Below are 14,272 nucleotides of genomic sequence, written 5' to 3'. Positions count from 1 at the left end.
CACCACCGCGGTGCCGACGCACCACTCCGGCCGGCGAGCCGGGCGGCGGCCCGGGGTGCCACCGCCGCGGCGGCCCGGTGCCGGGCGGCCCCGTGCCGGGTCGCCACGGTCGCCGTCCGGGCACAGGAGACGGTTCCGGAGCAAGGCGCACGGTTCGCGGGCCGGCTGGCCCACCTACCTGATCCTCGCCGCCGTGGTGATCGTGTCGGCCTTCCCGTTCTACTGGACGTTCGTCGCCGCCTCGACCTCCAACGCCGCGATCAACCGGACGCCGCCGAACCTCGTGCCGGGCCACCACTTCATGGCGAACGTGCGAGCGGCGCTGGCGAACGTCCCGCTCGCCCGGGCGATCGTCAACTCGGCGCTGGTGTCCGCGGCGGTCGCCGCGGGGACCGCCATGGTCGGGACGCTGGCCGGGTTCGCCTTCGCCAAGCTGCGGTTCCGGGGCCGGCGGGCGCTGTTCCTGGTGATCCTGGCGACCATGATGGTGCCGTACCAGATCGGCATCGTGCCGCTGTTCGTCATGATGGCCCGGATCCACATGGTGAACCGGTTGCCGGCCGTGGTCCTGCCGGGCCTGGTGAGCGCCTTCGGCGTGTTCTTCCTGCGGCAGTACCTGTCCCGGGCGCTGCCGGACGAGCTGCTGGAGTCGGCGCGCATCGACGGGGCCGGCAACCTGCGGGTCTTCGTCTCGGTCGTGCTGCCGCTGGCCCGCCCGGCGATGGCGGTGCTGGGGCTGCTCACGTTCATGGGCACGTGGAACGACTTCTTCTGGCCGATCCTGGTGCTCAGCCGGGACGATCCGACGACCCAGGTCGCGATCGGCGAACTCGGCCGCGGCTACGTTCCGGACGTGTCCGTCATCCTCGCCGGCACGCTGCTGGGCACTTTGCCCGTCCTCGTCGTCTTCGTCGTGTTGGGACGGCAGATCGTCTCGGGGATCATGCACGGCGGCGTCAAGGGCTGACCGGGGCGCGGCTGCGCGCCGCGTCCCGCCGCGCCCTGAGAGAGCGCTCTCACGAAGTATTCGCCGAGATCACCTCGGAGTCGGAGGTGCGGCCGGCGCCGGCGCGGTTCCCCGCCGTCCGGCCGCCCGGCCGCTTTCGCGTGTTCCGCCCCACGTCAGCACCGCGGGCGTGGTCGCGTGGGCGCCCGAACTGAGGACCCTGCTACTCGGTAACGTCGCGGTAACGGCTCCGGAACCCTTGTGAGAGCGCTCTCTTTCGGTTACGGTACCGGCATTCCGCAAGGCGGAAGCACCATCGCGACTCCCATCCGGCCGCCGACCGTGCCGCCCCAGCCGGGGTCCAGCGCGCGGCCCCCGAAGTGTAGGCAGTCTCATGATTCATATCCCGGTGACGACACCGCGGGCGAGAAGAAGGGCGTGGGCGCTGTGAGAGCCATCCTGCGCAGACTCGCGTTCTACCTTCTCGCCGCCTGGTCGGCCGTGACGCTCAACTTCTTCCTGCCGCGCATGCTGCCCGGCAGCGCGCTCCAGGCGGTGCTCGCCTCGATCCGCTCCGCGCCGATCACCCCGGAGGAGCTGCACGCGCTGGAGGCCGAGTACGGCGCCGGCGACAAGAGCCTGCTGTCGCAGTACGCGAGCTACATCAGCAACCTGCTGCACGGCGACCTCGGCACCTCGACCAGCAAGTCGGTCCCGGTGACGGACATCCTCGGCTCGGACCTGCCGTGGACGATCGGCCTGGTCGGTACGGCCACCGTCATCGCCTTCGTGCTCGGCACGTTCCTGGGCGTGATCGCCGGCTGGCGGCGCGGCGGGCTGCTGGACACGCTGCTGCCGGTCGCGACGTTCTTCCAGGCGATCCCCTACTACATCCTGGCGTTCCTGCTGCTGATGACGATGGGCTACCTGTGGCAGTGGTTCCCGCTGGCGGGCGGCTACGACATCAGCCGGGACTCGACGGTGGAACCGGGCTGGAACGGCGGCTTCATCGGCAGCGTGGCCTACCACGGCGTCCTGCCCGCGGCGACCATCGTCCTGGCCTCCATAGCCGGCTGGATCCTCGGCATGCGCAACGTGACGATCACGACCATGGACGAGGACTACGTCCTGGTGGCCGCGGCCAAGGGGCTGCCCCGCTGGCGGGTGATCTGGGTGGCGGCCCGCAACGCGATCCTGCCCCAGATCTCCTCGCTGGCCCTGTCGGTCAGCCTCATCGTGACCGGCTCCATCGTCACCGAGATCGTCTTCAGCTATCCGGGCCTGGGCCTGGCGATCAACAACGCGACCCTCGACGCCGACTATCCGCTCATGCAGGGGATCCTGCTGTGCGTGACGTTCGCGGTGCTGGCGGTCAACTTCCTGGCCGACATCGTCTACGTCGTCCTCGACCCGCGCGCCCGCAGGGAGGCCTGAACCATGTCCGTCGTGGGTGTCTCCACCGCGTTGCCCGCCGCGAACGAGCCGAAGCGCCGCAAGTCCCGCTTCACCCGGTCGCCGAAGATCGTCGTCGGCGCGTCGATCATCGTGTTCTTCGTCTTCATCGCGATCTTCGGCCCGACCATCGCGCCGCACTCGGCGAGCTGGCAGGCCAGCAACTCCAGCGCCTTCGCGCAGCCGCCGTCGGCGAAGTTCTGGCTCGGCACCGACCGCCAACAGCACGACATCCTCTCGCAGCTGCTCTCCGGCGGCCGGTCGACGATGATCATCGCGTTCGTGGCCGGGATCGTCGCCAGCGTCCTGTCCATCCTGTTCGGCGTGACGGCCGGCTACATGGGCGGCATGGTGGACGAGGTCCTGTCCATCATCGCCAACATCTTCCTGGCGCTGCCCGGCCTGCTGATCCTCATGGTCATCATGAAGCCGCTGCCGGCCGGGGACACCGACAACCCGATCCTCATCGGGTCTGTCATAGCCCTGACCGCCTGGGCCTACGGCGCGCGGGTCCTGCGCGCCCAGACGCTCGCCCTGCGCGACCAGGACTACGTGGAGTCGGCGCGGGTGATCGGCGAGCGCAAGCCCCGGATCATCTTCTCGGAGATCCTGCCGAACCTGCTGCCGATCCTGGCGTCGTCCTTCATCTTCACCGTCATCTACGGCATCAGCATCTACGTCGTGCTGTCGATCCTCGGCATCATCAACCCGGCGCAGGCTTCGTGGGGCACGATGATCCAGAGCGCCCAGGGCGCCAGCGCGATGATCTCGAACGACTGGTGGTGGTACGCGCCGCCGGCTCTGTGCGTGGCGCTGCTGGGCATCGGCCTGGCGCTGCTCAACTTCGGCATCGACGAGATCGTCAACCCGCGGGTCCGCTCGCGCCGGGGCAGCCGGCGCGGCGTGCGGTTCCAGCTCGGCCTGACGCCGGTGCTCCGGTCCGCGGGGCCGCGGGGCTCCGCCGGCTCGGCCTCCGCCGCGCCCCCCGGCGTCACGGCGCCCGTCCTGGAAGGAGAGGACCGATGACCGTCAATGGTCTGACAGCGGCCGGCGTGCCCGGTCCGGCTCGCCGCGAGGCGCCGGCCGAGCCGGTCCTGGAAGTGCGCGGTCTGTGCGTCGACTACGGTCTCGGCCGCGACGCGGTCCGCGCGGTGACCGACGCCGACCTGGTCCTGCGCCGCGGCGAGGTCCTGGGGATCGCGGGGGAGAGCGGTTCGGGCAAGTCCACGCTCGCCTACGCCCTGACCCGGCTGCTGCGCGCGCCCGGCGTCATCACCGGCGGGGACGTGCTGTTCCACTCGCGTTCGGCCGACGGCCGGACCACCACGGTCGACCTGCTGGCCGCCGACGCGCACGAGCTGCGGCGGTACCGGTGGTCGGAGATCGCCGTGGTGTTCCAGAGCGCGATGCACGCCCTGAACCCGGTTGCACGCGTCGAGGACCAGCTCACCGACGTGCTGCGGGTCCACCGGCCGGAGCTGTCGCGCGACGAGCGGCGGGCGCGGGCGGTGGAGATGCTGCGGATGGTCGGCATCAACGCCGACCGGCTGCGCAGCTACCCGCACGAGCTGTCCGGCGGCATGCGGCAGCGCGTGATGATCGCGATGGCGCTGATCCTGGAACCGCAGATCGTCATCATGGACGAGCCGACGACCGCGCTGGACGTGGTCACCCAGCGCGAGATCCTCGAAGAGCTGATGGCGCTGCGCGACCGGCTGGGGTTCGCCGTCATCTTCATCACCCACGACCTGTCGCTGCTGATCGAGCTGGCGGACTCCATCGCCATCATGTACGCCGGACGGATCGTCGAGCGGGCCGAGGCCGCCGAGCTCTTCCACGCCCCGCGTCATCCGTACAGCCTCGGCCTGCTGAGCTCGTTCCCTAGCCTGCACGGCGAGCGGGTGCGGATGGAGGGCATCCCGGGATCGCCGCCGTCGCTGGCCGCGATGCCCTCCGGCTGCACGTTCCATCCCCGGTGCCCGTATGTCATGGACCGGTGCCGTACCGAGGAGCCGCCGTTGGCCCGGCCGCTGAGTGAGGGCGGCGGCCGGGTCGCGGCCTGCTGGCTGCAGGACGGCCGGCAGGATCCGCCCGAGCCGCTCGCCCGCGCCGTCCCGCCGCTCGCCCCGCCGGTGGCGGTCGCCGCCGACGACCTGTCCAGGAGCACGTCATGACCGGCACCACCGAGCCCACCGAGCCCACCGAAACCACAGAGCCGACTGAGCCCACAGAACCGGCACGGTCCGCCGGGTCCACGGAGCCGTCCACAGCCTCGGCGCCGTCCCCGTTCGTCCACGGCCCCCGCCGCCCCGGAACACCGGCGCTGGAGGCCCGCGGGCTGGTCAAGCACTTCCCGATCCACAGCGGTATCGGCCGCAGCCTGGTGGTGCACGCCGTGGAGGACATCTCCATAGCCCTGCCGGCCGGCACCGTCACCGCGGTGGTCGGCGAGAGCGGCAGCGGGAAGTCGACGCTGGCGCGGCTGCTGACCGGGCTGATCAAGCCGACGGCCGGCCAGGTCCTGCTGGACGGGGTCCCGGTGGGGACCGGCGCGAAGGCGCGGCGGAAGTACACCAGCAGCGTCCACCTGGTCCTGCAGGACCCGTTCTCGTCGCTGAACGCGGTGCACACCGTGCGCTACCACCTGGAGCGGCCGCTCAAGCTGCACACCAAGCTGGGCCGCGCCGAACGCGCGCAGCGGATGCGGGAACTGCTGGAGCGGGTCTCGCTCACCCCGGCCGAGTCCTACCTGGACAAGTATCCGCACGAACTGTCCGGCGGGCAGCGCCAGCGGGTCGCGATCGCCCGCGGTCTGGCCGTGGAACCGCGCGTCCTGCTGGCCGACGAGCCGGTCTCGATGCTCGACGTGTCGATCCGGCTCGGGGTGCTCAACCTCCTGGACGACCTGCGCTCCGGCGAGAACCTGGCCACCATGTACGTCACCCACGACATCGGCTCGGCGCGCTACCTCGCCGACTGCATCGTGGTGATGTACGCCGGCCAGGTCGTGGAGTCCGGGCCGGCCACGCAGATCACCGACGAGCCCGCCCACCCCTACACCCAGCTGTTGCTGAGCGCCGCGCCGGATCCGGCTCGGGCCGAGTCCCCGGTACTGCGCGGCCGCGGGGCGCCGCCGAGCCTGGTCAACCCGCCGTCGGGCTGCCGGTTCCACCCGCGCTGCCCGTTCGCGATGCGGGTGTGCGCGGACGCCTTGCCGGCACCGCTGCCCGTGGGCGAGGACCACGTCTCCGCCTGCTGGCTGCACGCGTCGGGGCTCACCGGCGAACAGCGCGAGCCGCTGGCGGCGACCGCCGAACGTGTTCCGGCCCCGGTCGGGCCGGCCGGCGAGGCGCCGGACGACGGCACAGAAGCGAAGTAGAGCACAGGAAAACGAACACCGAGGAGAAACGATGAGGGACGACAGCCACGAGGGGCGGTGGGGCGGGAACGCCGCCCGCCCCCCACCGGGGGCGGGCGGCGAGGCTTCGGCGAGCGGCAACTCGCGCGAAGGGGAAAGCAGATCCGTTCCACACTCCGTACAGCCATAGTCATCGTCCATGTCCGTGCAGGACAGGCCGGCATCGAGCCGGTCCGGATCTTTAGGGAAGTGTACGCAATGCGTCGTACCGCTATCAAAGGGCTAGCCCTGGTCGCGGCCGTAGGCCTGTCGGCCGCGGCATGCAGCAGCAGCAAGAGCAAGGCGCCGTCCGACGGCAAGAGCACCGGCAGCAGCAGTTCGGGCAAGGTCCGCACGCTGGTGGTCGAGGACAAGCCGGTGGCCTCGTTCACCGACGACTTCAACCCGTTCGACGGCAACTCCTTCGTCAGCCAGGAGAACGCGCGCTCGCTGTTCTACGAGCCGCTGTACCAGTTCAACACCCTGAACTCCTCGCAGGACCCGATCCCGTGGCTGGCCTCGAAGTACGCCTGGTCCAACGGGAACAAGACGCTCACCTTCACGCTGAAGCCCGGCGTCAAGTGGAGCGACGGCCAGCCGTTCACCTCCGACGACGTCGCCTTCACCTTCACCCTGCTGAAGAACTTCAAGGCGGCCAACGCCGACGGCACGCCGGTCCCGGACAGCGTCACCACGCCGGACCCGACCACGGTGGTGCTGAACTTCTCCGCCCCGCAGGCGGCGAACTTCCAGGGCATCGCCAACCAGATCATCGTCCCCAAGCACAAGTGGTCGGCGATCTCCGACCCGGCCAAGGCCGTGGTCAGCGGTGCCGACACGGTCGGCACCGGGCCGTACCTGATGGACAAGTTCACCCCCCAGAACATCACGCTCAAGGCGAACCCGACCTTCCGCGACGGTGAGGCGGCGGTCAAGAAGATCTCCTTCCCGGCCTACGCGGACAACAACGCCGCGACGCTCGCCCTGGCCAACGGGGAGATCGACCTGACCGGCAACAACATCAACGACGTGCTGAACACGTTCGTGGCCAAGAGCAAGGACAACCACCTGTTCCAGACCACGGCGCCGTACTTCCCGGCGTCGAACACGGTGGCCCTGCTGCTGAACCAGCAGAGCAAGAACGCTCCGGCCCTGGCCGACGTCGCGGTGCGCAAGGCGATCAGCGCGGCGCTGGACCGCAAGTCGCTGGCCACCCAGTGCGAGACCGACTACGAACTGCCGGCCTCCTCCTCGGGCGGGCTGACCCTGCCGATCGACCAGAAGTCGCTGGCGCCGGCCCAGACCAACGACCTGAAGCCGGGTCCGGATCCGGACGCCGTCAACACCATCCTGTCCGGTGCCGGCTACACCAAGAACGGCAGCGGCAAGTGGACCAAGAACGGGGCCACGATCAAGTTCACGATCATCGACCCCAACTCGTTCACCGACTACTGGTGTGACGCCGAGGCCATGGTCAAGCAGCTGAACAGCGTCGGCTTCGACGTCAAGGACAACGGCGCCTTCGACTACAACAGCTGGAACACCGCCATCACCACCGGCAACTACGACGCCGCGCTGCACTGGGGTCAGGGCGGCACGCCGTTCCAGCGGCTGCAGTTCATCATGGACTCCTCGCTGGCCTCCGACCTCGGCCAGACCTCGGCCGGCGACTTCGGGCACTACAAGAGCCCGGCCGCCGACGCCGCGATCGCCGCGTTCAACGGTGCGACCAGCGACGCCGACCAGGCCACCGCGCTGAACACGCTCCAGGGGCTGTTCTCCTCGGACGTCCCGGCCGTTCCGGTGCTCTACGGCGCCGCCTGGTACGAGTTCAGCACCGCCAACTTCACCGGCTGGCCGACCAGCGACAACCCGTTCATCAACCCGTCGCCGCGGAGCCAGGACTACGAGTACCTGATCCTGAAGCTCACGCCCAAGCCCTGATCCCGCCCGGAGTCGCCGGAGCGTCCCGGTCGACACGGCCCCTTCAGGCGCCGGTCGCCGGGACGCTTGCTGCGAGACGCTCACCATCACCGCGGCCCGGCAGGGCGGCTGAAGAAGTATCGCAAGGAGTTGTCTGGAGATGAGTACAGGTACGCGGGTCGCGGCCGGTGACACGGTGGCGGTGGGCAGTCGGAGGGCTCGGACCAGGGCCTTCCCGGCAGACTTCCTGTGGGGTGCGGCCACCGCCGCCTACCAGATCGAGGGCGCGGCGTTCGACGGCGGGCGCACCGCCTCGATCTGGGACACGTTCAGCCGGGTGCCCGGCAAGGTCGTCAACGGCGACACCGGTGACATCGCCGCCGACCACTACCACCGGTTCCGCGACGATGTCGCGCTCATGGCCGGCCTGGGCCTGAGCGCCTACCGGTTCTCCCTGTCGTGGAGCCGGATCCAGCCCGGCGGCGAGGGGGCGCCCAACGTCACGGGGCTGGACTTCTACTCCCGCCTGGTGGACGAGTTGCTGGCCAAGGACATCCAGCCGGTGGCCACGCTCTACCACTGGGACCTCCCGCAGGAACTGGAGGACGCCGGGGGCTGGGGCAGCCGGGTCACCAGCGAACGGTTCGCCGAGTACGCGGCCATCGCGGCCGAACGCCTCGGCGACCGGGTCGAGCTGTGGACCACGCTGAACGAGCCCTGGTGCTCGGCGTTCCTGGGCTACGCCTCGGGGGTGCACGCGCCCGGCCGGCACGAGCCGGAGGTCGCCCTGCGGGCCGCGCACCACCTGAACCTGGCGCACGGCCTCGGGGTGCAGGCCCTGCGGGCGACGCTGCCGGCCGGGGCCCGGGTCGCGCTGACCCTGAACCCGGCCGAGGTCCGGCCGCTGAGCCAGGATCCGGTCGACCTGGACGCCGCCCGCCGCGTGGACGCGCTGCAGAACCGGATCTTCCTGGACCCGGTCCTGCGGGGCCGCTACCCCGAGGACCTGCTCCGGGACACCGCCCACGTCACCGACTGGTCGTTCGTCCAGGACGGCGACCTGGCGGCGGTGAGCCAGCCTCTGGACCTGCTCGGGGTGAACTACTACAACCCGGTGGTGGTCGGGGCGGCGGTGGACGGCGCCGAGGTCGAGCGCGGTGTCGACGGCCACGGCGCCAGCGACTACTCGCCCTGGGTCGGCAGCGAGTCCCTGCGGTTCGTCCGGATGCCGGGCGAGCCGACCGCGATGGGCTGGCCGATCGACGCCTCGGGACTGCGCGACCTGCTGCTGCGCATCCACGAGGACTACGGCCCGATCCCGATCGCGATCACCGAGAACGGCGCCGCGTTCCACGACTACATCGGCCCCGACGGCGAGGTGCGCGACCCGCGGCGGGTGGAGTACCTGCGCAGCCACCTGGTCGCGGTCCACGAGGCCATCGAGGCCGGGGTCGACGTCCGCGGGTACTTCTGCTGGTCGCTGTTGGACAATTTCGAGTGGTCCTACGGGTACTCCCGGCGCTTCGGGGTGGTGCATGTCGACTATGCCACCCAGCGGCGTACGGTGAAGGCCAGCGGGAACTGGTACGCCGGGGTCATCGCGGCCAACGCGGTGCAGGGCTGAGGCCGCGGGCGGCCGCTGCGGGAATCACGGGCAAGGAGCACTTCATCACATGACAGGCAAGGACGGGGGAATCCCGAAGGCGGTGGCACCGCCGACGCCGGAGACGGCGTCGGCGCCGACCCTGGAGACCGTGGCCGCGGAGGCCGGCGTCTCCAGGGCCACCGTCTCCCGCGTCGTCAACGGCTCGCCGAAGGTCTCCGAGGACGTGCGCACCGCGGTCGAGGCCGCGGTGGCCCGGTTGGGGTACGTCCCCAACCGGGCGGCCCGCTCCCTGGTGACCCGCCGGACCGGATCGGTCGCCCTGGTGGTCAGCGAGGCGGAGATGAAGGTCTTCACCGACCCGCTGCTGGCCGCCATGGTCCGCTCGCTCGGCGTGGCGCTGTCGGCGCGGGACGTCCAGCTGGTCCTGATGATGGTGCGGGCCGACCACGAGCGGAAACGGCTGACCGGCTACCTGCTCGGCGGCCACGTGGACGGCGTGTTCCTGATGTCGCTGCACGAGGGCGACCCGCTGCCGCGCATCCTGTCCGACTCGGGCATCCCGGTGGTGCAGATGGCGCGGCCGCTCGGCGACGTCAAACTGCCCTACGTGGACGTCGACAACGTCCACGGCGCCCGGCTGGCCGTCCGGCATCTGGTGGCCATCGGCCGCCAGCGGATCGCCACCATCGCCGGCCCCCGTGACATGGTGGCCGGCGTCGACCGCCTCGACGGCTTCCGCCAGGAGCTGATCGCGGCCCGCATGGCCGACCACCGCGTCGCCTTCGGCGACTTCAGCCAGTCCTCCGGCGAGCAGGCGATGCTCGCGCTGCTGGCCGACCACCCCGACCTGGACGCGGTGTTCTGCGCCAGCGACCTGATGGCCGCCGGGGCGCTGCGGGCCCTGCGCCGCCACGAGCGCCGGGTCCCCGAGGACGTCGCCGTCGTCGGGTACGACGACCTGGACGTCGCCCTGCTCACCGAACCACCGCTGTCCAGCGTCAGCCAGCCCGTCGAGGCGATGGCCGCCACGATGGTGGACATGCTGCTGTCCCGCATCGCCGGACGTCCCAAGCCGAGCCCGGCCATCCTGCCGACCCGGCTGGTCTTGCGGGCGTCGGGGTGAGGCCACTTCTCCGAGCACGGTGACGAGCCGTTCGGCCGCCATCCAGAACGAGCTCGGAGAACCGCTGCGTCTTCACCGCGAACTGCTGAGGTAGGTCAGCACGGCGAGGACGCGGCGGTGCCCGCTGTCGTCCGGTGCGAGGCCGAGCTTGGCGAAGATGTTGCCGACGTGTTTGTGCACGGCGTTCTCGGTGATGACGAGCCGTGCCGCGATCGTGGCGTTGTCCCTTCCCTCGGCCATCAGAGCGAGCACCTGGCGTTCGCGCGGTGTGAGGTCCGCGATCAGATCGTGTCGGTGGCGGGTGAGGAGCTGCTCGACCACCTCGGGATCCATGACGGTGGCGCCGCCGGCGACCCGTCGAGCGCCAGAACTGGTGTTCCTTCCGACGACGGCCTTCCTCGACGAACTCGACCTCCTCGGCGCCAGGATGTGCGACTCGTACCGGAGCGAATGCAACATGCGGGCGTAGTCGGCGAACGCCGATGCGACTCGGCCCGCTGGGCTCGGCGGAGTCTCCGGTGCGCGCTCACCCGTAGGGAGCTTTCGTCCTGCGAAATGGGAACGCACCGCTTAGACATGAATCGAGCATTGTCTGCATATCGACGCTATGACCTGATACGCGACCCCTGGGGTCGCAGCGTCCTGCGTCACTCGATAGGGCGAAGGGCGACAAGGTGGTGGTTGGGTGTTCGTTGTGATGGTCGCGCCGGAGTGTGCCCCGGCGGCGAAGGCCGGCGGCCTCGGTGACGTGGTGTTCGGACTCAGCCGTGAGCTGGAGATCCGTGGCCACGCCGTGGAGATCATCCTGCCGAAGTACTCCGGGATGCGCTACGAACACGTGTGGGACCTGCAACGCAGCTACGAGGACTTGCGGGTGCCGTGGTATGGCGGGGCGGTGTCCTGCACGGTGTGGTTCGGTCACGTCCACGGGCGCAAGTGCTTCTTCATCGAGCCGCACTCGGGTGACAACTTCTTCGGGCGCGAGCGCTTGTACGGGTATGACGACGACGCAATGCGCTTCGCCTTCTTCTGCAAGGCGGCGTTGGAGTTCATGCTGAAAACCGGCAAACGCCCGGACGTGGTGCACTGCCATGACTGGCACACCGGGCTGGTCCCGGTGCTGCTTTACGAACAGTACAGCCATGAGTTGGGCAACCAGCGGGTGTGCTACACGATCCACAACTTCCGCCACCAGGGGTTGACCGGGCCGGAGGTGCTGGCGGCCACCCAGTTGGGACGGCCGGAGCACTTCCTGGACCCGGACCGACTCGGGGACGACCACCACTGCCACACCTTGAATCTGATGAAGGGCGGGGTGGTGTACTCGAACTTCGTCACGACGGTGTCGGACAACCACGCCGACGAGGCCCGGCACGGCGACAGCGGCTTCGGGCTGGGGCACACCTTGTGGAAGCACCAGGGCAAGTTCGGCGGGGTGCTCAACGGGGTCGACTACGGCGTCTGGAATCCCGAGACCGACCCCTATATCCCCGCCCGGTACTCGGCCTGGGACATCGAGCGCAAGTACGAGAACAAGGAAGCGCTGCGCGACCGCTTCCTGCTGCGCAAGACCTGGAGCCCGCTGGTCGCCTATGTCGGGCGCTTGGACGAGCAGAAGGGCATGCACCTGGTCCACCACGCGCTCTTCCGGACGCTCGACGCCGGGGGCCAGTTCGTGCTGATGGGACAGGAACAGAAGCACAACGGTATAAACGGCCACTTCCAGCACCTCAAGGATCACCTGAACGACAACCCGGACTGCCACCTGGAGCTGACCTACCAGGAGGAGTTGGCGCACCTGGTCTTCGCCGGCGCCGACCTGCTGGTGGTGCCCAGTCTGTTCGAACCCTGTGGCCTGGTGCCGATGATGGCGATGCGCTACGGCACGGTGCCGGTCGTGCGCGCCACGGGCGGCATGCGCGAAACGGTCTTCGACCGTGACCACGCCCCCCACGAGTTCGAGCGGCGTAACGGCTACACGTTCCACCAGACCGACAACCAGGCGCTCGACAGCGCCCTGCAACGCGCGATCGGATTGTGGTTCGACCATCCGGCGGACTTCCGCTTCCTGATGACCAACGCCATGCGGGCCGACTACTCATGGGCTGGTCCCGGCCATCACTACGTCAACATCTACGAGCACATCCGCCACAAATAGACCGATGGGAAGCGCAGCATGGACCGGATCCCCGAGTACGTCGACGGTCTGCCGAACCTGTCCGGCCAGGAGGACCTGATCACCCGCAGCCTCGCCGAGGCACGGTCCCGGCCGGTGTTCGACGATCAGCTCGACCTCGGCCGGATCGAGGCCGCGTTCACCATCGCGCTGCACATGCACCAGCCGTTGCGCCCCGCGGACGGCGCGCTCGCCGAAGCCCCGATCATCGGCAACCTGGCCTGGATGATGGACCACCAGGACGTCGGCGACAACCACAACGCGCCCGCGTTCGCCTGGTGCTACCGGCGCATGGGCGAGCTCGTCCGGCAACTGCTCGAAGAAGGCCACCGGCCGCGGGTGATGCTCGACTACTCGGGCACCCTGCTGCACGGGCTTCGGCAGATGGGCCTCGACGAGGTGTTCGACGAATTGCGCTACCTCGCCACCGACCCCCGGGCCCGCCAGGCCGTCGAATGGCTCGGCAGCACCTGGGGCCACGCCGTCGCCCCCTCCACGCCGGTCCAGGACTACCGGCTGCACGTGCGGGCCTGGCAGCACCACTTCGCCGGGCTGTTCGGGCTCGAGGCGCTCTCACGGGTACGGGGGTTCTCCCCGGCCGAGATGGCGCTGCCCAACCACCCCGACGTCGCCTACGCGTTCGTGCGGACCCTGCTCGACTGCGGCTACGAATGGGTCCTGGTCCAGGAGCACACCGTCGAGGAGCTCGACGGCAGTGGTCTCGCAGATCCGCACCTGCCGCACCGTCTGGTGTGCACCAACTCCGACGGCGAGACCGCCGCCATCACCGCGATCATCAAGACCCAGGGCAGCGACACCAAACTCGTGGGCCAGATGCAGCCCTACTACGAGGCCAAGTCTTCGCAGCCACGCGACCTGGCCGGGCACCGCGTCCCCCCGCTGAGCGCCCAGATCGCCGACGGCGAGAACGGCGGGGTGATGATGAACGAGTTCCCCTCCAAATACCTCGAGGTCATGCGCGAGTACTCCGGCACCTCGGTGGCGGCCGTGAACGGTACCGAATACCTCGAAGCGCTACGCCGCCTCGGCGTCGGACCCGCCGACCTGCCCCCGCTCCAGCCGCTCCACCAGCATCGCGTCTGGCGTCACCTCGAGCCCGGCCAAGGACCCGAGCGCCTGGCCGCGGTGATCGACAAGCTGCGCGCCGAGGACGACCGGTTCCACATGGACGGCGGGAGCTGGACCGGGGACGTCTCCTGGGTCCGCGGCTATGACAACGTCCTCGTCCCCATGGAGCGTGCCAGCGCCCTGTTCAACTCCCACATGCTCACCACGAAGACCCCCACCGACGACCCTCGCTACCGCCGAGCACTGTTCTACCTGCTGGCCAGCGAAACCAGCTGCTACCGGTACTGGGGCCAGGGCGAATGGACCGACTTCGGCGCCGAGATCGCCCGCCGCGCAGCGACCGCCGCGCAGGCCTGAGAGAGCCGCTGACCTGGCGCTGGATCGCGCCTTGAAGCGGGCTCAGCGGTGGCGGGCCGTGGGGATCGGCACGATCGGGCCCACGAATTTCGAATCTCCGTGGACGGCGTGATGCGGGACAACGGCCCGCCGGCCCCGGCCCGTATGCGCCGCGGCTTCCCGCATCGAAGCGGATTTCCCCGTCGACCTCCTTACGCAGCGCC

Annotated in this window: 10 protein-coding genes and 1 pseudogene; 10 read left to right on the top strand and 1 reads right to left on the bottom strand. The window is 69.8% G+C overall.

Annotated features, from left to right (window positions below):
* The first annotated feature begins 55 nt into the window (after positions 1–55).
* The 8 genes from ABD466_RS16960 to ABD466_RS16925 all read left to right on the top strand — a co-directional run bounded on the left by ABD466_RS16960 (position 56) and on the right by ABD466_RS16925 (position 10,447).
* A complete protein-coding gene (locus ABD466_RS16960; protein ID WP_425558666.1) occupies positions 56–967 on the top strand; it encodes a carbohydrate ABC transporter permease in 912 nt (303 codons plus the stop codon).
* A gap of 417 nt (positions 968–1,384) precedes the next feature.
* Entirely contained in the window at positions 1,385–2,380 is a 996-nt protein-coding gene (locus ABD466_RS16955) for an ABC transporter permease (protein WP_344658022.1), read from the top strand.
* 3 nt (positions 2,381–2,383) lie between these two features.
* Complete coding sequence (locus ABD466_RS16950; RefSeq protein ID WP_344658021.1) at positions 2,384–3,424, top strand: ABC transporter permease; 1,041 nt, start codon at positions 2,384–2,386, stop codon at positions 3,422–3,424.
* On the top strand, positions 3,421–4,572 hold the full coding sequence (locus ABD466_RS16945; RefSeq protein ID WP_344658020.1) for an ABC transporter ATP-binding protein: 1,152 nt from the start codon (positions 3,421–3,423) through the stop codon (positions 4,570–4,572). Before ABD466_RS16950 ends, ABD466_RS16945 begins: the two co-directional genes overlap by 4 nt.
* Positions 4,569–5,777 carry an ABC transporter ATP-binding protein gene (locus tag ABD466_RS16940; protein ID WP_344658019.1) on the top strand — a complete coding sequence of 403 codons (1,209 nt, stop codon included), beginning with the start codon at positions 4,569–4,571 and terminating at the stop codon, positions 5,775–5,777. Before ABD466_RS16945 ends, ABD466_RS16940 begins: the two co-directional genes overlap by 4 nt.
* 237 nt (positions 5,778–6,014) lie before the next feature.
* Positions 6,015–7,739, top strand: a complete 1,725-nt coding sequence (locus ABD466_RS16935) for an ABC transporter substrate-binding protein (protein ID WP_344658018.1) — start codon at positions 6,015–6,017, stop codon at positions 7,737–7,739.
* A gap of 139 nt (positions 7,740–7,878) precedes the next feature.
* Entirely contained in the window at positions 7,879–9,342 is a 1,464-nt protein-coding gene (locus tag ABD466_RS16930) for a GH1 family beta-glucosidase (RefSeq protein ID WP_344658017.1), read from the top strand.
* 49 nt (positions 9,343–9,391) lie between these two features.
* Positions 9,392–10,447: a LacI family DNA-binding transcriptional regulator gene (locus ABD466_RS16925; protein WP_344658016.1), complete on the top strand. Its 1,056-nt coding sequence runs from the start codon at positions 9,392–9,394 to the stop codon at positions 10,445–10,447.
* Positions 10,448–10,519: 72 nt separating this feature from the next.
* Here the strand turns inward: ABD466_RS16925 and ABD466_RS16920 are convergent.
* A pseudogene (locus ABD466_RS16920) lies at positions 10,520–10,807 on the bottom strand (response regulator transcription factor); the annotation flags it as partial.
* Between the two features lie 325 nt (positions 10,808–11,132).
* Between ABD466_RS16920 and ABD466_RS16915 the strand changes: the two are divergent.
* Positions 11,133–12,605 carry a glycogen synthase gene (locus ABD466_RS16915; protein WP_344658015.1) on the top strand — a complete coding sequence of 491 codons (1,473 nt, stop codon included), beginning with the start codon at positions 11,133–11,135 and terminating at the stop codon, positions 12,603–12,605.
* Positions 12,606–12,623: 18 nt separating this feature from the next.
* Positions 12,624–14,069 carry a glycosyl hydrolase family 57 gene (locus ABD466_RS16910; RefSeq protein ID WP_344658014.1) on the top strand — a complete coding sequence of 482 codons (1,446 nt, stop codon included), beginning with the start codon at positions 12,624–12,626 and terminating at the stop codon, positions 14,067–14,069.
* The last annotated feature ends 203 nt before the right edge of the window (positions 14,070–14,272 follow it).

The sequence above is a fragment of the Catenulispora subtropica genome (genome assembly GCF_039531675.1).
GTDB classification, from domain to species: domain Bacteria; phylum Actinomycetota; class Actinomycetes; order Streptomycetales; family Catenulisporaceae; genus Catenulispora; species Catenulispora subtropica.
The sequence above is the reverse complement of the archived record's forward strand: the minus strand, read 5'-3'. Positions and strand labels throughout refer to the sequence as shown.

What these genes read in the sequence shown, in the direction of transcription:
- ABD466_RS16950 (WP_344658021.1), top strand. Translation starts at nt 2,384, where the DNA reads ATGTCCGTCGTGGGTGTCTCCACCGCGTTGCCCGCCGCGAACGAGCCG.
- ABD466_RS16945 (WP_344658020.1), top strand. Translation starts at nt 3,421, where the DNA reads ATGACCGTCAATGGTCTGACAGCGGCCGGCGTGCCCGGTCCGGCTCGC.
- ABD466_RS16940 (WP_344658019.1), top strand. Translation starts at nt 4,569, where the DNA reads ATGACCGGCACCACCGAGCCCACCGAGCCCACCGAAACCACAGAGCCG.
- ABD466_RS16935 (WP_344658018.1), top strand. Translation starts at nt 6,015, where the DNA reads ATGCGTCGTACCGCTATCAAAGGGCTAGCCCTGGTCGCGGCCGTAGGC.
- ABD466_RS16930 (WP_344658017.1), top strand. Translation starts at nt 7,879, where the DNA reads ATGAGTACAGGTACGCGGGTCGCGGCCGGTGACACGGTGGCGGTGGGC.
- ABD466_RS16925 (WP_344658016.1), top strand. Translation starts at nt 9,392, where the DNA reads ATGACAGGCAAGGACGGGGGAATCCCGAAGGCGGTGGCACCGCCGACG.
- ABD466_RS16910 (WP_344658014.1), top strand. Translation starts at nt 12,624, where the DNA reads ATGGACCGGATCCCCGAGTACGTCGACGGTCTGCCGAACCTGTCCGGC.